This window comes from Yoonia sp. (genome assembly GCF_046292185.1).
Taxonomy (GTDB): domain Bacteria; phylum Pseudomonadota; class Alphaproteobacteria; order Rhodobacterales; family Rhodobacteraceae; genus Yoonia.
This window is the reverse complement of record NZ_JBKBQY010000017.1, coordinates 1-18,761: the sequence shown is the minus strand read 5'-3', so window position 1 is coordinate 18,761 and position 18,761 is coordinate 1. Positions and strand designations below refer to the sequence as shown.

Here is an 18,761-nt window from a genome sequence, read left to right as displayed (position 1 = left end):
AGGTCCGCTTCATGCCCGCTGCCAGTCTTTTGCGCGATGTCTTTGGCTTTGATGCCTTCCGACCCGGCCAGCAAGAGATCGTCGAGGCGGTGGCATCCGGCCGGAACACGTTGGCCATCATGCCCACGGGCGGCGGCAAATCGCTGTGTTTCCAACTGCCCGCGCTGATGCGCCACGGGGTGACGGTGGTGATTTCCCCGTTGATTGCCCTGATGCGCGATCAGGTCCGCGGCCTGCGCGAGGCAGGGGTCAGCGCCGGTGCCCTGACATCCGGCAACACCGAAGAGGAAACAGACGCCGTCTGGGCCGCGCTGGAGGCGGGCACACTGAAGCTGCTTTACATGGCACCCGAGCGGCTTTCTGCCAGCGGCACGACCCAGATGCTGCACCGCGCCGGTGTCAGCCTGATCGCCGTGGACGAAGCACATTGCGTCAGCCAATGGGGCCATGATTTCCGCCCCGATTACCTGCGTATCGGTGAATTGCGCGAGGCGCTGGATGTGCCATTGGCGGCCTTCACCGCCACCGCCGATGCCGAAACCCAGGCCGAGATTGTGCAGAAACTCTTCGCAGGCCAGCAGCCCGCGACCTTTCTGCACGGGTTCGACCGGCCGAACATCCACCTGGCCTTTGCCGCCAAGGCCAGCCCGCGCCAGCAGATCCTGGCCTTTGCCGCTGCGCGCAAGGGGCAGTCGGGCATCGTCTATACCGGTACCCGCGCCAAGACTGAAACGCTGGCGCAGGCGTTGCGCGAGACGGGGCATACGGCCTGCCATTACCACGGCGGGATGGAGGCAGAGGACAGGCGCATCGTCGAACGCCGGTTCCAGCAGGAAGACGGATTGATCGTCTGCGCCACGGTCGCATTCGGGATGGGGATCGACAAACCCGATATCCGCTGGGTCGCCCATGCCGATCTGCCCAAATCCATTGAAAGCTATTATCAGGAAATCGGCCGTGCCGGGCGCGACGGCGCGCCTGCCGAAACGCTAACCCTGTTCGGCCCCGACGACATCCGCTATCGTCGCCAGCAGATCGACGAAGGGCTCGCCCCCGCCGACAGGCGCGCTGCCGACCATGGCCGCCTGAACGCGCTGCTGGGTCTGGCAGAGGCGCTGCATTGCCGCCGCCAGACGCTGCTATCCTACTTCGGCGAAACGACCGGGCCTTGCGGCAATTGCGACCTGTGCGACAAACCGGCAGAGGTGTTCGACGCCACGACACCCGTGCGCATGGCCTTATCCGCCGCCTTGCGCACAGATGAATATTTCGGCGCAGGTCATCTGATCGACATCCTGCTGGGCCAGCCCACGGACAAGATCAAGGCACGCGGCCATGACAGCCTGCCAACCTATGGCGTGGGCAAGGATTACGACCGCCGCCAATGGCAGGCGATTTTCCGGCAGATGATGGGCCACGACCTGCTGCGCCCGGACCGCGACCGGCATGGCGCGCTGCGCATGACCGACCACGCCCGCCCGATCCTGCGCGGCGAAGCGCAGATCATGCTGCGCCGCGACACGATCACCGCGGCCAAGGGTTCTGGTCCCAAGGTCCACACGTTGGTCAGCGAAGATGACGCGCCGCTTCTTTCCGCACTCAAGGCCAAACGCCGGTTTCTGGCCGAACAGGCCGGTGTCCCCGCCTATATCATCTTCAACGACAAGACATTGATCGAAATGGCCGAACGCCGCCCGGCGACGCTCGATGACATGGCCCATATCGGTGGGGTCGGCGCGAAGAAACTGGAAAGCTATGGCAGGGCGTTTCTGGAGGTGATCGCAGGCGAGGCGGAAAACCTGCACCCCAGCCGCCGCAAACTGGCTGGCCGCGATGAAGGGCTGATCTATGACCGCTTGCTTGCCGCCCAAAACACGCTGATCCGCGGCCCGCATGGGGCGGATAAACCAATGACCTGCTCCGCCTCGATGCTGGCCAAGGTCGCGCAATTGCGCAACGCCGATATCGACAATCTGACCCGGCTGATCGGGGACCGCCATGCAGAACGTTTCGGCGACGCGTTTCTGGAGGTGCTGGAAGGCAACGACGGCTAAAGCCCGGTAACGCGCAAAGAGCGAAGGCCAAGAAATTTTGGTCGAATTTTCTTGGTCAGGAAAAGATTTTTTGCCAGAAAAATCTTGGGCGGTTGGTCAGATAATTTCATCCTCGTCGAAAAGCGGCGCTTCTTCCAGCTGCGCGGCCAGATCACCCACTGCCGCCTCGGCCGCATCGGCGGATTTTACGGCAGCAACATGGAACAAGGCGTCACCTTCATGCACGATCGGCATCACCGCGCGGCCCACGATGATCCCCGCATAGGCGGTGCGCACCTCGACCTCGCCGCCGCCGAACGGATCAGAGATCGCCGCAACCAGATCATCCAGCGCCACGACATCGCCTTCGGCCTTGAACATCCGCAAAAGCCCACCGGCGGGCGCGCGCACCCAATGGCTGTTGGAACAAACCAAGGGCTGCGCCTTGGCGGCACCGATCCCCGCCTTGGGCAAGAGACCGACATCTTTCAGCACCCGCAGTATACCCGCCAGCCCCGCGCGGACGGACATTTCGTCAAACCGCATCCCCTCGCCCGCTTCATAAAGCAGGACGTCGACACCTTTCTTCTTGGCCTCCAGCCGCAGGCTGCCATCGCGCAGCGCGCTGGTCAGGATCACCGGCGCGCCAAACACGCGCGCAAGGCGCATGGTTTCGGCATTGCTGCCCGACACGCGGACCTGCGGCAGATTCGTGCGGTGGATCGCGGCGGAATGCAGATCGATCCCCAGCACACAGCGTTCCACAATCTCGGTCATGAAAATATGCGCCAGCCGCGACGCGAGCGACCCATGCGGCGAACCGGGAAAACAGCGGTTCAGGTCGCGCCGGTCAGGCAGGTAACGCGAATGGTTCAGAAAACCAAAGGTGTTCACGATCGGCACCACGATCAGCGTCCCCGCCACGTTTTTCAGCGTGCCGGTGCGCAACAGGCGGCGCACGATCTCAACGCCGATCACCTCATCCCCGTGGATGCCCGCGCTGACGAAAACGACTGGCCCGTCACTGCGCCCGTGGATCACATGGGCGGACAGGGTGACGGGCGTGTAATCCGACAATGTGCTGACGGGGATATTGACAGTCTTGCGGGTTCCGGCGGGAACATCTTCGCCGGCAATCGTAAACGGAGGGCGTGACTTCATCCTTTGCCTTTGGTCTTCGTGGCGTTGGGTTTGGCGTTCTTTTCGATATATTCGATGATCTTGCCGGCGATATCCAGCCCGGTCGCCTTTTCGACGCCTTCAAGGCCCGGCGACGAATTCACCTCCATCACCACCGGCCCGTGATTGGCGCGCAGCATATCAACGCCGCAGACATTCAGCCCCATTGCCTTGGCCGACCGGATCGCGGTGGACCGCTCCTCGGGCGACAGTTTGATCACCTGCGCCGATCCGCCACGATGCAGGTTGGACCGGAATTCGCCCTCTGCCCCGGTGCGTTTCATCGCGGCGACGACCTTGCCGCCCACGACGATGGCGCGGATGTCGGTGCCGCCCGCCTCTTTGATGAATTCTTGTAGCAGGATGTTGACGCCCGCACCGCGGAACGCCTCGACCACCGACTTTGCCGAACGGTCAGTATCGGCCAGCACCACGCCGATCCCTTGGGTGCCTTCCAGCAGCTTGATCACGACAGGTGCGCCACCGGCCAGTTTCAACACTTCTTCGGTCTGGCGCGGGTCATGGGCGAAGGTGGTGACAGGCAGGCCGATCCCGTCGCGCGCCAGCAATTGCATCGACCGCAGTTTATCTCGCGACCGCCCGATGCCCACGCTTTCGTTCAGCGGGAACACGCCCTGCATTTCAAACTGGCGCAGAACGGCCATGCCGTAGAACGTGACCGACGCGCCGATCCGGGGGATCACGGCGTCATAGCCCACCAGCTTTTCGCCGTTATAATACACCTCTGGCCTGCGCGAGGCGATGTTCATGTAACACCGCAGGGTGTTGATGATATCAAGCGTGTGGCCACGCTGTTCGGCGGCCTCTTTCAAACGCCGATGAGTATAAAGTTCGGCATTGCGGGCGAGCATGGCGATTTTCATGAAGCTGGGCTTTCAAATTGCGGCTTGTCACTGACCAGATAGGATTGTCTGGCATGAACAGCGATGTTTTTATGACGAAGCGCCCGACGCCCCAGGATCAGGGGAAACCGCATCGTGCCCCTGTCAGTCAGGGATATGTCGATCTTCCACTTGCGTCCGGCAAGAATCATCGGGGTCCGGATCACGATCCGGGTTTCCGGCGTGCCGCTGGTATTGGTGATATCACGCTTTGTGAAGACGGGGAATTCACAGATGCGCGGTGGCGTGCCCGGAATGTCGGGGCTGCGGAACCGCACCCATTTGATGCCTGCGCGCTGGAAGGTTTCGATGTCATCTGCATGCAGCGCCGTGGTTTTCGCCCCGGTATCCACCTTAACCGCGAAATCCTGCAGGCCAAGTGCGGGCAGGCTGATGCATTCCAACCAACCAATGATCAGCAAAGGCTGCGGGTCTTTGGTCGGCGTCATCGGATGATCCTGCATCGTTTCGGTTCAGCCACCTTGCGCGATCCGCATCCGCTTGACCAGTGCTGCCCGTCCGCATAGCTAGCCGCCAGCAGATGAAGGGGCAGATCATGGCGCGCAGACGCAAGGGACGCGATATTTCAGGCTGGCTGGTGGTGGATAAACCGGCGGGCATCACCTCGACCACGGTGGTCAACCGCGTGCGTTGGGCGTTCGAGGCGAACAAGGCAGGCCATGCAGGCACGCTTGATCCAGAGGCAACAGGCGTGCTGGCCGTGGCTTTGGGCGAGGCGACAAAGACCGTCCCCTATATCACGGATGCGCTGAAGGCCTATGAATTCACCATCCGTCTGGGTCAGGCCACCAATACCGATGATGCCGAAGGTGAAATTATCGCCACCAGCGATCTGCGCCCTGACGATGCAACGGTCAAGGCGGCGCTGTCTGCCTTCGTCGGTGATATCATGCAGGTCCCGCCGCAGTTTTCCGCCGTCAAGGTCGATGGCCAGCGCGCCTATGCCAAGGCCCGCGCCGGTGAGGAAATGGAACTGGCGGCGCGGCCCTTGTGGGTCGAGGAATTGCTGCTGGCGGACCGGCCCGATGCGGATCATGTCGTGCTGGAAATGACCTGCGGCAAGGGCGGCTATGTCCGGTCCATCGCGCGCGATCTCGGCGAGGCGCTGGGCTGCAAGGCCCATGTCCGGTCGCTGCGCCGGATCTGGTCGGGGCCGTTTCAGGCAACGGACGGGATCACGCTGGATCAGATGGATGCGATTGCGCGCACCCCGGAACTGGATGCGCATCTGTTGCCGCTGGAGGTGGGTCTGGCCGATCTGGTCGAGGTCCGCTGTCCGGCCGAAAGCGTGGCAAAGCTGCGCAATGGCAACCCGGCGAATGTGATTGCGAGCGGGGTCGAATATGGCGAGGAAGTCTGGGCCAGCCATGACGGCAAGGCCATCGCCATCGGCAGCTATCGTGGCGGCGAACTGCACCCGACCCGTGTGTTTGTCGCGTAAGGTGGATGTGAATACACCTTACCTGTCAGCGCGATGATCATCCGTCAGCATATCAGCGATCAGGCGGCCTCTACCGCGACATACTCGGATTGCGAAAACTACCGCTATGATCTGACCCGGATCTGGGACAGCGGCGGCCAGCGCCTGACCTTCGTCATGCTGAACCCGTCCAAGGCGACCGAGCTGCAGAACGACCCCACCGTCGAACGCTGCGAAAGGCGCGCCCGCGCATTGGGGTTCGGGGCGTTTCGGGTCACCAATATCTTTGCCTGGCGCGACACCGATCCGCGCGCGATGCGCCGTGCCGCGGACCCTGTCGGCCCTGCCAACGATACCACGCTGATCGCCGCCGCCGCTTGGGCCGACCAGATCATCGCGGCCTGGGGCACGCATGGCGCACATCTGGCGCGCGGGCGCTGGGTGGCAGATCTGTTGCGTCGAACCGGCACGCCGCTGCTGACGCTTGGCTTGACCAAGGACGGGCATCCGCGACATCCTCTCTATGTCAGCTATTCCCAGCGCCCCGAGATATGGAGCCCCGCATGATCGCCAATTTCATCCAATCTTTTGTCACCTGTGGTGATGTCACCCTGTCGGTGCATCGCGCAGGCAAAGGCACGCCGCTGATCCTGCTGCATGGCTATCCGCAGAACCATCATTGCTGGGAAAAGGTCGCCCCCGCCTTTGCCGACCATTTCGACGTCATCGTCCCCGACCTGCGCGGCTATGGCGACAGCGATGCACCCGCCGATGATGCGGATCACAGCACTTATTCCAAACGGCAGATGGCGGCGGATATCGCGGCGCTGATGGATCAGCTTGGATTGAAACGGGCGCATATCCTTGGCCATGACCGCGGCGGGCGCGTCGCCTATCGGTTTGCTCTGGACCACCCCGACCGGATCATCCGGCTGGGGATTATCGAGATCGTCCCGACTGGCGATTTCTGGGCCAATTGGTCTGCCGATCTGGCGCTGAAGGCTTATCACTGGACCTTTTTGGCCCAGCCCGCCCCCCTGCCCGAACGGATGATCGGGGCCGATCCTGCAAGTTATATCGACTGGACCCTGCAATCCTGGACCCTGGACAAATCGCTGGCGGTGTTCAGCGATACCGCGCTGGCCAGCTATCGCGCGCAGGCGGCTGATCCCGCGCATCTGCATGCGATGTGCGCCGATTACCGCGCCGGGGCCAGTTTTGACCGGGCGCTGGACGATACCGACAAGGCGGCGGGGCGCAGGATCGCGGTGCCGTTGCACTTTCTCTGGGCGCAAGGTGGGTTTCCGGCGCAGACGGGTAATCCCGCCGCGCTCTGGCAGCCTTGGGTCGATCAGTTAAGCGACGCCTCCTGCATATCCGGCCATTTCGCGATGGAGGAAAACCCGCAGGCCGTGATCGACAGCTTCCTGCCCTACTTCAGCGCAAATTAACCAGCCGTTACGTTTTCGGAACGGATCGGGAACGGCCCATGGTATCATCCGCCAAGTACGGATGTGGGAACGATTCACGTTTGGTTGGGTGCGACGATGTTGGCGATTTTGGGATTGATGGGATTTGCGCTGGGCGCGGCCTTGTTGGGCGACGACACGCCCGTGAACGCCGCCACGCCCACAACGCCCGAGGATGAACCGGACAGGCCGGAGGCTGAAAAGGCCCCGCTCGCCGATCTGATCGACATCAGCGACGACAACACCGTGATCTTTGCGGGCGACGACGACGATGTGATCCGCACCGGCGCCGGGGACGATTATATCCACGGCGGGGACGGCGACGACATTATCCATGGCGCAGCGGGCGATGATATTCTGCATGGCGGCCGCGGGGATGACATCCTTTACGGTGGCGATGGCGATGACGAACTTTACGGTCATACCGACGATGACGTTCTTTATGGTGGGCCGGGCGATGATCTGCTGGTCGGCGGTGACGGGGATGACCAGTTATTCGGCGGGACAGGCGATGACAGCCTGATGGGCGGGCTGGGCAACGATCTGCTGGTTGGTGGCGCGGGGGCTGACACGCTGTTTGGCGGGGCGGGCGCTGATATCCTGATCGACCGTGACGATTCTGACCGTGATTATCTGAATGGCGGCGCGGGCGATGATTATCTGTCGGGCGGCGCGGGTGATGTGCTCAACGGGGGGACCGAGGCTGATACATTCAACCTGCGTCCCGGCACGGATGTTTATATCGAGGATTTCGATCCAGCCGAAGATATCATCGAAATTGAATATTCCGGCGAAAGGCCGGTGCTGACCACGCAACATTCCGACGAAGGCACCCTGCTGCTGGCCGATGGGGAAGTGATTGCCAAACTGACCAACTTTGCCCAGCCCGATCTGGCGGCGATTACCTATCTGCGCGTATAAATCGCTTTTCTTTTGGGCAGAATCCTCTTATGCGCAGCCATCCGCGCGGTAATCTTTCCGGGCGGCACCTCCACGGGCCTTGCTGGACGACATCCCGGCTTGTGCCATTCACCCCTTAGACAAGGAGACCCCGATGTCGATTACTGCCGAAGACAAAACACGGATCATGAAAGAATTCGCAACCAAAGAAGGCGACACCGGTTCGCCCGAAGTGCAAGTTGCGATCCTGTCCAGCCGCATCGCGACGCTGACAGAGCATTTCAAAACCCACAAAAAAGATAACCACGGTCGCCGTGGTCTGCTGAAAATGGTCGCTTTGCGCCGTAAGTTGCTGGATTACACCAAATCCAAGGACGAAGCGCGCTATCAGAACCTGATCCAGCGCCTCGGCCTGCGCCGGTAATCCGCGCAAACGCCTGTGACAGCAAAAACGCCCGCCATCTGGTGGGCGTTTTTTATTGGTTCGCATTCTGTTGGGCGCTATCCATTGGTTGATGAGATCGGGAGAGCTGCGCCTCATGCGTGCAATACGGACTATGTTCGCAACGGCATTCCTAGCGGCGGTTGCACCGCAGGCAATGGCAGACCCTCACGATGCGGCAACGGCTTATGATCCTAGTGCAGATTGGTGCACAGAGGGATTACCATACACGCCAGGGCTTGAAACTTATCAACCAAACGGTGCTGTTACGCAGGTCGGGCCATATCTTCTTCGTGTTTGTCAACCTGCGCCGCCGAGTTCTACACCCGAGCGAAGAGTTATGCGATTCTTCTACAACCCCAAACGCGTCGAGGGACTGTCGAGCGTGAAGGTGATGTCGGGACTCATCGTTAACAGTTTGGTTAGTTGGGAAGGTCGCGTTGCGCGAATATCCAATTCTTACCGACTTACAGGTGAAGAACGGATCGGTTCAGCCAATTATGGGGTCTATAGATTTCTTGGTCCTGACGGTATGATCGGTCGTCCAATGTATGTTTATCTTCCCGACCCTGATGGAGGATCGACGACGCTGCCGTCTCACATGTTTGAATGTACAGAAATGGTAAGTTACCCATACCAACTTCGCGGAATTTGCAAGATCCACGTTGGCTACAACGACATTTATACAAACCTTCTTTTTATCAGCCCCTTACCAGACAGTACCCCTGTTCCTGTCAATCATTTCCCGGAGCTTGCACAGGATGTGTGGCGCACGCTGGAAGCTGCCGATGTGACCGACGACTACGATGACTTGCCTCCGGATCTACCGTTCCTCGACTAACCGGCGCGGGCCGCTAAAAATGTCCCGGATCAGAACGTGAAATCCGCCGCCACCGGATAGTGATCCGTCGGCCATTCGCCATCGAACTTTTCGCGCAGCACGAAAGGCCCAGCAGCAAGGCGTGGCCCACCGACATAGCCGATATGGTCGATGGCGCCGAACAGGTTGAAGCCACGATTGAAATGGAAGGTCGATCCTTGCACCGGCGCATATTCCACGCCCAGATCGCCCAATATCTGCTGGATCGGCGACCCCAGCCGCGCGTTGAAATCACCCGCGACGAATAACGCCTCGCCCGCCGCGACCCATGGCGCGATCCTTTCGGCGACCAGCGCGATGGATCGCTGGCGGTTCGACAGGCTGGCGTAATCGGTGTGCAGGTTGACCACCCGAAACACCGCGCCAGTGGTCAGGTCGCGGAACTGCGCCCAGGATGCGAAGGCCGGGTAAGACCCGTTGAAGGTGCGCGCATAAATCACATCAGGGGTGTCGGAAAAGAAGAACCAGCCTTGATCCAGAACCTCGACCCTGCCATTGCGGTAAAGGATCGGTTGCGTTGACGGAAACAGGTCCACCGGCCCTGTCGCAGCGGCGGCATAACCGGGGTTGTTGTCCAACAACCAATCCAGCGTCAGATTCACGTCGCTGTCTGACCTGCCGCCAAAGCTTTCCATTTCCTGAAATGCCATGATATCGGCATCCACCGCCTTGAACGCCATATCCAGCGGCCCCTTGCGCCTGTCCCAATCCCCGATGGACCATGGCCCGGTTGCGCGCCCCAGAATGATGTAATGCACGTTGTAAGTGGCCAGTCGCAGCGTGGCTGGCGCGGCATCCGGCACTGGGTCGCTGCCGGAATTGCGCACTTGCTGGCAACCGACGATTGCCACCAGGACGATGATCAGGCCGCCGATGCCCTTGGCGATCTTCTTCAACATTTTCGGTCCGATCTGCGATTGAACTGGGGTGAAACCTAGCCCCTCTTCCCAAACAGGCCAATATCCGTTAAGCCCCAAGCATCTTTGAGAAGCCCGGCGCCCGCATCCCAGCGCCGATACAAAGAAGATACAGGGATGAGGGGGAATACGCCCCCTACGCAAAATGGGCCGCGGCCCGACTAGGACATGATGATGTTTAACGAAGTGAAAAAATCAATGCAGTGGGGCGAAGAGACGCTCACACTCGAAACCGGCAAGGTTGCCCGTCAGGCTGACGGATCGGTCATTGCCACGCTGGGCGAAACCAGCGTGATGGCCAACGTGACCTTTGCAAAGGCACAAAAGCCGGGGCAGGACTTCTTCCCGCTGACTGTGCATTACCAGGAAAAATATTATGCCGCCGGCAAAGTGCCCGGTGGCTTTTTCAAGCGCGAAGCGCGTCCTACCGAAAAAGAGACGCTGACATCCCGCCTGATTGACCGCCCGATCCGCCCATTGTTCGTCCCCGGCTTCAAGAATGAAGTGCTGGTCATGTGTACCGTGCTGAGCTTTGACGGCGTCAACGACCCCGACATGATCGCGATGATCGCAGCCTCCGCCGCGCTGACGATTTCCGGCGCGCCGTTCATGGGTCCGATTGCCGCCTGTCGCGTGGGCTTTGTGGATGGCGAATACATCCTGAACCCCGAAATCGACGACATGCACAACCTGCGCATGAAGCCGGAACAGCGCCTTGATCTGGTTGTCGCCGGCACCAAAGACGCCGTGATGATGGTCGAATCCGAAGCCTACGAGCTGACCGAAGAAGAAATGCTGGGTGCCGTGACCTTTGCACACGAGCAGATCCAGCCGGTGATCGACCTGATCATCGATCTGGCCGAAAATTGCGCCAAGGAACCCTTTGATTTCCAGTCAGAGGATTATTCCGATCTTTACGCTGCCGTCAAATCCGCAGGCGAAGACAAGATGCGCGCCGCCTATGCGATCACCGACAAGCAGGAACGCACAAGCGCCGTTTCCGCAGCCAAGGCCGATATCATCGCGGCCCTGACCGAAGATCAGCAAGCTGATGGCAACCTTGGCCCCGCGCTGAAAAAGTTGGAATCTGCCGTGTTGCGCGGTGACGTGGTCAAACAGGGCCGCCGTATTGATGGCCGTGCGCTTGACCAGATCCGCCCGATCGTGTCGGAAACCGGTATACTGCCGCGCACCCACGGGTCGGCGCTGTTCACCCGCGGCGAAACCCAGGGTCTGGTCGTGACCACCCTTGGCACCGGCGATGACGAGCAGATGATCGATTCACTGACCGGCATGTATAAGACGAATTTCATGCTGCATTACAACTTCCCACCCTATTCGGTGGGCGAGGTTGGCCGCGTCGCAGGCCCCGGCCGTCGCGAGATTGGTCATGGCAAGCTGGCATGGCGTGCGTTGCAGGCGGTGCTGCCTGCGCCGACCGATTTCCCTTACACGATCCGTATCGTGTCAGAGATTACGGAATCCAACGGCTCGTCCTCGATGGCGTCGGTCTGCGGCGGTTCGTTGTCCATGATGGATGCCGGTGTACCGCTAAAGGCGCCTGTCGCTGGTGTGGCCATGGGTCTGGTGATGGAAGACGACGGGTCTTATGCAATCCTGTCCGATATTCTGGGTGACGAAGACCACCTTGGCGATATGGATTTCAAGGTTGCAGGTACCGAGAACGGGATCACATCCTTGCAGATGGATATCAAGATTGCAGGCATCACGCCTGAAATCATGTCCAAGGCGTTGGATCAGGCCAAGGCTGGCCGTCTGCACATCCTGAACGAGATGGGCAAAGCCCTGACCGGCGCGCAGGAATTCAGCGTCCACGCCCCCAAGATCGAAACCATGCAGATCCCTGTCGACAAGATCCGTGAAGTCATCGGGTCCGGCGGCAAGGTCATCCGCGAGATCGTGGAAACATCGGGTGCCAAGGTCGATATCAACGACGACGGCGTGATCAAGCTGGCCTCCAACGATGCCGAGGCGATCAAACGCGCCTATGACATGATCTATTCGATCGTGGCAGAGCCGGAAGAAAACAAGATCTACAAAGGTACTGTGGTCAAACTGGTTGATTTCGGCGCTTTCGTGAACTTCTTTGGCAAGCGTGACGGTCTGGTCCATGTGTCCCAGATCGAGAACAAGCGCCTGAACCATCCTTCGGACGTGTTGAAAGAAGGTCAGGAAGTCTGGGTCAAGCTGCTGGGCTTTGATGACCGCGGCAAGGTCCGTCTGGCGATGAAGATGGTCGATCAGGCCACCGGTCAGGAAATGGCCAAAGAAGACGCGGCAGAGGAATAATCCCTGCCATCTGCGGCGGGTCCTGCGGGACCTGCCCACTCACACCCGGCCCTTGTGGTCGGGTGTTTGCATTCCAAGGTTGTTGTCTGGGGGGTGTTGTCGGAAAACGACATCGCGTCGTGAAACGTCATGGCACAACCCTGCGCACTACACATCCGCACAACAATATCCTTAGGTTGAAGACGTGCCTGACGCTGCGTCAGCATAGTTTTTTGTGAGGGTATAGAATGAGTATAAAGGTTACTTTCGCGGCCGCCGCCGCAAGTGCGATTGCTGCCACTGCGCAAGCTCAGGATCTCAGCGATGTCTCATTTGGTCTGGGTGTGACCAGCTTTGGCTATTCGCTGCATGGGGAATATGAAATTCAGCCGAACCTGAGCCTGCGTGCGATGGTCATGGGCGGCGTCAAGATCGACGACACCTACGACGAAGATGATTTCAGCGTGGACGGCACACTCAAGCTGGGAGGCTTCGCGATATTGGCGGATTTCTATCCGTTCGGAAACCCGTGGCGCGTGTCCGGCGGCGTCTTCTTTTCCAATACCGAGCTGACAGGGACTTTCACCGACGAAGGCGAAGTCTACGACGGCGAGATCGGCTTCAAGAATGACATCGCGCCGATGATCACCACAGGGTTCAGCTATCCGTTTGGCACTGGCTGGTCGTTTTCCGGCGACGTCGGTGTGATCGTATCCTCGCTGGAAGTTTCGTCGGATGAAACCGATCCTGACGTGCGGGCCAGCATTAATGATGCCAACGATGATCTGTCCGATATTCCTGTCTTCCCCTATATCGGGTTCGCGATCAGCTATTCCTACTAGCCCAGCCCGTTCTGCAAAAGGCCCCGGATCACGTCCGGGGCCTTTTCGTCTGGTTACAGCTTGGTCGTCCGCAGATAGGGCAGCACAGTGGTGAAATCACCAAACTTCGCCTTGGCGTCATCGTTGCTGACCGTCGCCGGGATGATCACGTCATCGCCCACGTTCCAGTTGGCCGGCGTCGCCACGCCATTGCCCGCCGCTGTCTGCAACCCGTCGAGCGCGCGCAGCACTTCGGCAAAGTTGCGGCCCACGTTCATCGGATAGGTCATCGACAGTTTCAGCTTTTTATCTGGCCCGATGATGAACACCGCCCGCACTGTGGCACTGTCATTTGGCGTGCGACCGTCAGGAAGATAGGCGTCGGCAGGCAGCATATCAAAGGCTTTGGCGACGACCAGATCGGCATCTGCAATAATGGGGAAACCGGCCTTGGCCTTGGCGAAACTTTCGATGTCGGTTTTCCATTTCTTGTGGTCTTCGACACCATCGATGCTGATGCCGATCACCTTTGTGCCACGCTTTTCCCATTCATCGGCCAATTGCGCGACAGCGCCGAATTCGGTGGTGCAGACGGGCGTGAAATCCTTGGGATGGGAAAACAGGATCGCCCAGCTGTCGCCGATCCAGTCATGCAGGCCCAGCGTGCCCTGATCCGTTTCGACCGTCAGATCAGGAATAGTGTCGTTGATACGCAGTCCCATTTGGTGCTCCTTCATATCGGGGTTACCTGCCCTACATAGGAAGGGTCAGGCGCTTGTGCCACTGCCGCTTGCGCTGTGGCGGGGCAGATGCCACACCTTTGCCAAAGTGCAGGAGAAATACCATGATCGAACATCGCAATTTTTATATCAACGGCGCATGGGTCGCCCCCGCAAAGCCCCGCGATCACGATGTGATCAACCCCTCGACCGAGGAAGTTTGTGCCGTCATTTCTTTGGGCGATCATGCCGATACCGACGCGGCTGTCGCTGCGGCGAACGCGGCCTTTCCGGCCTGGGCCGCGACTGATCCGGCGAAACGTGCGGACTATGTCAAAGGCATTCTGGCCCAATACGAGGCCCGCGCCGAGGAAATGGCGCAGGCGATCAGCCTTGAGATGGGCGCGCCGATTGATCTGGCACGCAGATCACAGGCCCCTTGCCTGCCTGAACATCTGAATGATTTCCTGAACGCCTTCGATCAGGTCGAATGGATCAGGCCCTTGGGCGACCACGCCCCCGGTGCCATGATCGCGATGGAACCGATTGGCGTTGTTGGCCTGATCACACCGTGGAACTGGCCAATGAATCAGGTCACGCTCAAGGTGATCCCTGCCCTGCTGGCTGGTTGCACCGTGGTGCTGAAACCGTCCGAAGAGGCCCCACTGTCATCGCTGCTATTTGCCGAATTCATCCATGATGCGGGCGTGCCTGCGGGTGTTTTCAACCTCGTGAACGGCGACGGCATGGGTGTCGGTAGCCAATTGTCCCGCCACGAAGATGTGCAGATGATCAGCTTTACCGGGTCGACCCGTGCGGGCAAGGCCATCTCTCTGGCCGCTGCGGAAACGCTGAAGCGGGTGACACTGGAGCTGGGCGGCAAGGGGGCCAATGTGATCTTTGCCGATGCGGACGACAAGGCGGTGAAACGCGGCGTGCTGAGCTGCATGAACAATTCGGGCCAGTCCTGCAATGCGCCGACACGGATGCTGGTGGAGCGGTCGATCTATGATCAGGCCGTCGAGACCGCAGCCGAAGTGGCCCAGAATATCGCCGTAGGTCCAGCGTCGGAAGAGGGCCGTCATATCGGCCCGGTCGTGAACCGCAAACAATGGGACCAGATTCAAAAGATGATCCAGGTCGGCATCGACGAAGGCGCGCGCCTTGTCGCCGGTGGCCCCGGCCTGCCCGAAGGAATGAACCGTGGTTTTTATGTCCGCCCTACCGTCTTTGCCGATGTGAGCAACCAGATGCGGATCGCGCGCGAGGAAATCTTCGGCCCCGTGCTGTCGATCATTCCGTTCGAGGATGAAGAAGACGCGATCAAGATCGCCAATGACACACCCTATGGCCTGACCAATTACGTTCAGTCGCAGGATGGTGCCAAACGCAACCGCATGGCGCTGGCCCTGCGCGCCGGCATGATCGAGATGAACGGCAAATCGCGCGGCGATGGTGCACCGTTCGGCGGGGTCAAGATGTCCGGACGCGCACGCGAAGGTGGCATCTGGGGAATCGAGGAATTTCTGGAGGTCAAATCGATCTCTGACTGGGCTGCTGAATAACCCATGTGCAAGGGCGCACCAATCAGGTGCGCCCGCTGCTATTTAGTGCGCGGCGTTTTTCTTTATCTAATATCCAATGGATTAGGAGAGAAGCCATGATCAAGCAAATCAAAGGACTGCACCACGTCACATCGCTGGCTAGCTCTGCCCGCGAAAACAATGCGTTTTTCACAAATGTGCTGGGCCTGCGCCGGGTGAAACAGACGGTCAACTTTGACGCGCCCGATGTTTACCACCTTTACTATGGGGATGAGACCGGGTCGGCAGGCACAGTGATGACCTACTTTCCCTTTCCCAATGCCGGGCGCGGTCGTCCCGGCGCGGGTGAAGTCGGGCGCACATCCTTCAGCATTCCTACCGGAACGTCGGGGGCATGGCTGGACCGGCTGGCGACATTCGACACCGACGCCCTGTCGCAGGACACGCGATTTGGCGAAAAGCGCGTCTTGTTCAACGGCCCCGACGGTGATCAGTTCGCGCTGGTCGAACGCGACGATGACCGCAGCCCATGGACCGGCAACGGCGTAACCGAAAGCATCGCGATCCGGGGCTTCCACTCCGCTGACATGCGGCTGAAAGACGGCGATGCCAGCGCAGAATTGCTGGGCTTCATGGGCTATGAAAAGCTGGACAGCGAAAACGACGTGACCCGGTTCATCGTGCCCGGCGGTAATGACGCCAACACGATCGATATCGAAGTCACCTCCTCTGCCCCGCGCGCGGCGCAGGGTGCGGGGTCCGTGCATCACATCGCCTTTGCTGTGGATAACCGTGCGCGGCAGTTGGAAGTGCGCGAGGCATTGCTGGACACCGGATATCAGGTGACCCCGGTGATTGACCGCGATTATTTCTACGCTATCTACTTTCGCACCCCCGGTGGCGTGCTGTTCGAGGTCGCGACGAATGAACCGGGTTTTGCCCGTGACGAAGATACTGAACATCTGGGACAGGCGCTGAAGCTGCCCAGCCAGCATGAACATCTGCGTGTGCAGCTGGAACACCTGCTGGAACCATTGGAAGGATGATATGAGTTACATTGTTAAACGCACGACCGGGACAGCGGGCGCACCGCTGTTCCTGACCTTTCACGGCACCGGCGGGTCAGAGGATCAGTTTCATTCTTTCGCCGAACAACTGATCCCCGGCGCGCATGTCACCTCGCCCCGTGGGGATGTGTCGGAAAATGGCGCGGCGCGCTATTTCAAACGCGCGGCGGAAGGCGTCTATGACATGGAGGATCTGGGCGAGCGGACCCATGCCATGGCCGATTTCATCGCAGGAGAAGTGGCGCAGACCCACGCCACCCGCGTGATCGGGCTGGGCTATTCCAATGGGGCCAATATCCTCGCCTCGGTCGCGATGATGCAGGGTGATCTGGTCGATGACCTGATCCTGATGCATCCGCTGATCCCGTTCACGCCGACACCACAACGCTGCCTCAAGGGGCGGCGTGCGTTGATCACAGCGGGCGAAAACGATCCGATCTGCCCGCCGGATCTGACACAGCAACTCGTCACCTATCTGACCGAACAAGGTGCCGATGTGACGATGCACTGGCACAGCGGCGGCCACGGCATCGCACAAAGCGAGATTGCCGCCGTACAGCAGTTCCTGTCCTAGAACGGACACTTCGCGCTGATCCGCATCCCCTGGCCACCGTCGGGGTGGCGGAATTGCAGCGTTTCGGAATGCAGCATCAGGCGCGGATGATCCCGCGCCTGCCCGGTGGCATAGAACGGGTCGCCCAATATAGGATGACCCAGCGCCAGCATATGCACACGTAATTGATGCGACCGCCCGGTCTTGGGCATCAGCCGCACACGGGTTTCGCCGCCGCCCTTGCGCACCACGCGCCAGTCGGTCACGGCAGAACGGCCATTTTCATGATCGACCATCTGCAAGGGCCGGTTCGGCCAATCCACGATCAGCGGCAGATCGACGGTGCCGGTCTTTTCGGCGATCTCACCCCAGACACGGGCGACATAGGTTTTCTTGGTCTGTCGGTTCTCGAATTGCAGGCCCAGATGGCGCTGCGCATGCGGGGCCATGGCAAAGATCATCACGCCGGATGTGTCGCGGTCCAGTCGATGCACCAGCAACGCATCGGGGAACACTGCCTGCACGCGGGCGATCAGGCAATCTGTCAAGTCCGGCCCCTTGCCCGGCACCGACAGCAGCCCGGCGGGTTTATCCACCAACAGGACCTGATGATCGGAATGCAGGATCACCAGCGGGCCTTGCGGCGGATCATACACCGTCACGGCGCCACCCGATCCCCGAATATCGCCGAGCCGACACGGATATGCGTCGCCCCCAGCGCAATCGCGCTTTCGAAATCCGCGCTCATCCCCATCGACAGACCTGTCAGGCCGTTGCGCGCCGCCATCTTGGCCAGCAGGGCGAAATGCAGCGATGGTTCTTCATCCACCGGGGGAATGCACATCAGGCCCACAATGGGCAGGTCCAGCGCGCGGGCCTCTGCCACGAAATCATCGACACCGGCGGGCATCACGCCTGCCTTTTGCTCTTCCTCGCCGGTGTTCACCTGAATGAACAGATCGGGGCATTGCCCCGTTTCCTGCGCCAGCCTTGCGATGGTCTGGGCCAGCTTGGGGCGGTCGAGCGTATGGATCGCCTGCGCCAGTTCCATCGCCTGCCGCGCCTTGTTGGTCTGCAACGGGCCGATCAGGTGCAGGGCGACCCCGTCATAGGATTCGCGGAATCGGGGCCATTTGCCCGCCGCCTCCTGCACCTTGTTTTCGCCAAAGACTCGGTGGCCCTGATCCAGTACGGCGGCAACACGGGCGTCAGGCTGGACCTTGGACACCGCGATCAGGGTGACGTCGTCCGGGGCGCGGCCCGCTTTGGCACAAGCGGCGGCGATACGGTCCTGAATGTCAACCAAGGGCATGGAAGGTCCTTTTTTAATTGGGGGGATTCAACATTAACGATGAAATACAAAGGATTTCCGGCGATGTCATGGGGCAAAACCGGGTGTGACCTTGATGCATCATGTTTCAGCAAGACGCCCATGCCCGGCCCATTTATCTTGAGTGTGCGGGCGCTAGGGCGCAATTAGTCTCCAATGCTAGAACATCTGGCATTCTTGGGAATGCAAAAAACACGAGGGAATTATCCAATGAAAAGCATCCTTCTTACAACAACTGCTCTGGTTGCCTTTGCTGGCGCCGCAGTTGCTGAAGT

The 18,761-nt window shown here is 60.0% G+C and carries 19 protein-coding genes; 12 read left to right on the top strand and 7 right to left on the bottom strand.

Going from position 1 to position 18,761, the window contains the following annotated elements:
* The first annotated feature begins 11 nt into the window (after nt 1-11).
* Nucleotides 12-2,054 carry a DNA helicase RecQ gene (gene recQ / locus ACK4TM_RS04985; protein ID WP_409697728.1) on the top strand — a complete coding sequence of 681 codons (2,043 nt, stop codon included), beginning with the start codon at nt 12-14 and terminating at the stop codon, nt 2,052-2,054.
* A gap of 96 nt (nt 2,055-2,150) precedes the next feature.
* Here recQ and ACK4TM_RS04980 read toward each other — a convergent pair whose 3' ends face one another.
* The 3 genes from ACK4TM_RS04980 to ACK4TM_RS04970 are packed head-to-tail and all read right to left on the bottom strand — an operon-like array spanning nt 2,151 to nt 4,563.
* Nucleotides 2,151-3,194, bottom strand: a complete 1,044-nt coding sequence (locus ACK4TM_RS04980) for a succinylglutamate desuccinylase/aspartoacylase family protein (protein ID WP_409697657.1) — start codon at nt 3,192-3,194, stop codon at nt 2,151-2,153.
* Nucleotides 3,191-4,096, bottom strand: coding sequence for a 30S ribosomal protein S6--L-glutamate ligase (rimK, locus tag ACK4TM_RS04975; protein ID WP_409697654.1), 906 nt, complete (start codon nt 4,094-4,096; stop codon nt 3,191-3,193). The genes ACK4TM_RS04980 and rimK overlap by 4 nt, the downstream gene beginning before the upstream one ends.
* Nucleotides 4,093-4,563 carry an ATP-dependent zinc protease gene (locus tag ACK4TM_RS04970; protein WP_409697651.1) on the bottom strand — a complete coding sequence of 157 codons (471 nt, stop codon included), beginning with the start codon at nt 4,561-4,563 and terminating at the stop codon, nt 4,093-4,095. The genes rimK and ACK4TM_RS04970 overlap by 4 nt, the downstream gene beginning before the upstream one ends.
* Before the next feature lie 107 nt (nt 4,564-4,670).
* Between ACK4TM_RS04970 and truB the strand changes: the two genes are divergently transcribed.
* The 6 genes from truB (at nt 4,671) to ACK4TM_RS04940 (ending at nt 9,207) form a co-directional block, all read left to right on the top strand.
* Entirely contained in the window at nt 4,671-5,576 is a 906-nt protein-coding gene (gene truB, locus ACK4TM_RS04965) for a tRNA pseudouridine(55) synthase TruB (RefSeq protein WP_409697648.1), read from the top strand.
* 33 nt (nt 5,577-5,609) lie between these two features.
* Nucleotides 5,610-6,122, top strand: a complete 513-nt coding sequence (locus ACK4TM_RS04960) for a DUF1643 domain-containing protein (RefSeq protein WP_409697644.1) — start codon at nt 5,610-5,612, stop codon at nt 6,120-6,122.
* Complete coding sequence (locus ACK4TM_RS04955; RefSeq protein ID WP_409697641.1) at nt 6,119-7,006, top strand: alpha/beta fold hydrolase; 888 nt, start codon at nt 6,119-6,121, stop codon at nt 7,004-7,006. The genes ACK4TM_RS04960 and ACK4TM_RS04955 overlap by 4 nt, the downstream gene beginning before the upstream one ends.
* A gap of 96 nt (nt 7,007-7,102) precedes the next feature.
* Complete coding sequence (locus ACK4TM_RS04950) at nt 7,103-7,945, top strand: calcium-binding protein (protein ID WP_409697638.1); 843 nt, start codon at nt 7,103-7,105, stop codon at nt 7,943-7,945.
* Between the two features lie 133 nt (nt 7,946-8,078).
* Complete coding sequence (rpsO, locus tag ACK4TM_RS04945; RefSeq protein ID WP_409697635.1) at nt 8,079-8,348, top strand: 30S ribosomal protein S15; 270 nt, start codon at nt 8,079-8,081, stop codon at nt 8,346-8,348.
* A gap of 175 nt (nt 8,349-8,523) precedes the next feature.
* Nucleotides 8,524-9,207, top strand: a complete 684-nt coding sequence (locus ACK4TM_RS04940; protein WP_409697632.1) for a hypothetical protein — start codon at nt 8,524-8,526, stop codon at nt 9,205-9,207.
* Between the two features lie 29 nt (nt 9,208-9,236).
* Here the strand turns inward: ACK4TM_RS04940 and ACK4TM_RS04935 are convergent, their stop codons facing one another.
* Nucleotides 9,237-10,145, bottom strand: coding sequence for an endonuclease/exonuclease/phosphatase family protein (locus ACK4TM_RS04935; RefSeq protein ID WP_409697629.1), 909 nt, complete (start codon nt 10,143-10,145; stop codon nt 9,237-9,239).
* 192 nt (nt 10,146-10,337) lie between these two features.
* Here ACK4TM_RS04935 and pnp point away from each other — a divergent pair, with 192 nt between their 5' ends.
* A complete protein-coding gene (gene pnp / locus ACK4TM_RS04930) occupies nt 10,338-12,473 on the top strand; it encodes a polyribonucleotide nucleotidyltransferase (RefSeq protein WP_409697626.1) in 2,136 nt (711 codons plus the stop codon).
* Between the two features lie 227 nt (nt 12,474-12,700).
* Nucleotides 12,701-13,294, top strand: coding sequence for a hypothetical protein (locus tag ACK4TM_RS04925; protein WP_409697623.1), 594 nt, complete (start codon nt 12,701-12,703; stop codon nt 13,292-13,294).
* Between the two features lie 53 nt (nt 13,295-13,347).
* Here ACK4TM_RS04925 and ACK4TM_RS04920 read toward each other — a convergent pair whose 3' ends face one another.
* A complete protein-coding gene (locus tag ACK4TM_RS04920; RefSeq protein ID WP_409697620.1) occupies nt 13,348-13,995 on the bottom strand; it encodes a peroxiredoxin in 648 nt (215 codons plus the stop codon).
* Nucleotides 13,996-14,117: 122 nt separating this feature from the next.
* On the opposite strand from ACK4TM_RS04920, the gene ACK4TM_RS04915 reads away from it, so the two are divergent.
* The 3 genes from ACK4TM_RS04915 (at nt 14,118) to ACK4TM_RS04905 (ending at nt 17,177) form a co-directional block, all read left to right on the top strand.
* Nucleotides 14,118-15,557 carry an aldehyde dehydrogenase family protein gene (locus ACK4TM_RS04915; protein ID WP_409697617.1) on the top strand — a complete coding sequence of 480 codons (1,440 nt, stop codon included), beginning with the start codon at nt 14,118-14,120 and terminating at the stop codon, nt 15,555-15,557.
* A 95-nt stretch (nt 15,558-15,652) separates the two neighbouring features.
* A complete protein-coding gene (locus ACK4TM_RS04910) occupies nt 15,653-16,582 on the top strand; it encodes a VOC family protein (protein ID WP_409697614.1) in 930 nt (309 codons plus the stop codon).
* A gap of 1 nt (nt 16,583) precedes the next feature.
* Nucleotides 16,584-17,177 carry an alpha/beta hydrolase gene (locus tag ACK4TM_RS04905; RefSeq protein ID WP_409697611.1) on the top strand — a complete coding sequence of 198 codons (594 nt, stop codon included), beginning with the start codon at nt 16,584-16,586 and terminating at the stop codon, nt 17,175-17,177.
* Here the strand turns inward: ACK4TM_RS04905 and ACK4TM_RS04900 are convergent.
* Nucleotides 17,174-17,818 (bottom strand): pseudouridine synthase, encoded by a 645-nt coding sequence (locus ACK4TM_RS04900; protein WP_409697608.1) that lies wholly within the window; start codon nt 17,816-17,818, stop codon nt 17,174-17,176. The two genes, ACK4TM_RS04905 and ACK4TM_RS04900, sit on opposite strands and share 4 nt — an antisense overlap.
* On the bottom strand, nt 17,815-18,468 hold the full coding sequence (locus tag ACK4TM_RS04895; RefSeq protein WP_409697605.1) for a YggS family pyridoxal phosphate-dependent enzyme: 654 nt from the start codon (nt 18,466-18,468) through the stop codon (nt 17,815-17,817). Before ACK4TM_RS04895 ends, ACK4TM_RS04900 begins: the two co-directional genes overlap by 4 nt.
* Nucleotides 18,469-18,761: the final 293 nt, after the last annotated feature.

Bases quoted from the DNA above. Each gene is read 5' to 3' on its own strand.
- ACK4TM_RS04980 (WP_409697657.1), bottom strand. From the start codon at position 3,194: ATGAAGTCACGCCCTCCGTTTACGATTGCCGGCGAAGATGTTCCCGCC.
- ACK4TM_RS04910 (WP_409697614.1), top strand. From the start codon at position 15,653: ATGATCAAGCAAATCAAAGGACTGCACCACGTCACATCGCTGGCTAGC.
- pnp (WP_409697626.1), top strand. From the start codon at position 10,338: ATGTTTAACGAAGTGAAAAAATCAATGCAGTGGGGCGAAGAGACGCTC.
- ACK4TM_RS04970 (WP_409697651.1), bottom strand. From the start codon at position 4,563: ATGACGCCGACCAAAGACCCGCAGCCTTTGCTGATCATTGGTTGGTTG.
- ACK4TM_RS04950 (WP_409697638.1), top strand. From the start codon at position 7,103: ATGTTGGCGATTTTGGGATTGATGGGATTTGCGCTGGGCGCGGCCTTG.
- rpsO (WP_409697635.1), top strand. From the start codon at position 8,079: ATGTCGATTACTGCCGAAGACAAAACACGGATCATGAAAGAATTCGCA.
- ACK4TM_RS04920 (WP_409697620.1), bottom strand. From the start codon at position 13,995: ATGGGACTGCGTATCAACGACACTATTCCTGATCTGACGGTCGAAACG.
- ACK4TM_RS04895 (WP_409697605.1), bottom strand. From the start codon at position 18,468: ATGCCCTTGGTTGACATTCAGGACCGTATCGCCGCCGCTTGTGCCAAA.
- ACK4TM_RS04935 (WP_409697629.1), bottom strand. From the start codon at position 10,145: ATGTTGAAGAAGATCGCCAAGGGCATCGGCGGCCTGATCATCGTCCTG.
- truB (WP_409697648.1), top strand. From the start codon at position 4,671: ATGGCGCGCAGACGCAAGGGACGCGATATTTCAGGCTGGCTGGTGGTG.
- rimK (WP_409697654.1), bottom strand. From the start codon at position 4,096: ATGAAAATCGCCATGCTCGCCCGCAATGCCGAACTTTATACTCATCGG.
- ACK4TM_RS04915 (WP_409697617.1), top strand. From the start codon at position 14,118: ATGATCGAACATCGCAATTTTTATATCAACGGCGCATGGGTCGCCCCC.
- ACK4TM_RS04925 (WP_409697623.1), top strand. From the start codon at position 12,701: ATGAGTATAAAGGTTACTTTCGCGGCCGCCGCCGCAAGTGCGATTGCT.
- ACK4TM_RS04960 (WP_409697644.1), top strand. From the start codon at position 5,610: ATGATCATCCGTCAGCATATCAGCGATCAGGCGGCCTCTACCGCGACA.
- recQ (WP_409697728.1), top strand. From the start codon at position 12: ATGCCCGCTGCCAGTCTTTTGCGCGATGTCTTTGGCTTTGATGCCTTC.
- ACK4TM_RS04955 (WP_409697641.1), top strand. From the start codon at position 6,119: ATGATCGCCAATTTCATCCAATCTTTTGTCACCTGTGGTGATGTCACC.
- ACK4TM_RS04905 (WP_409697611.1), top strand. From the start codon at position 16,584: ATGAGTTACATTGTTAAACGCACGACCGGGACAGCGGGCGCACCGCTG.
- ACK4TM_RS04940 (WP_409697632.1), top strand. From the start codon at position 8,524: ATGGCAGACCCTCACGATGCGGCAACGGCTTATGATCCTAGTGCAGAT.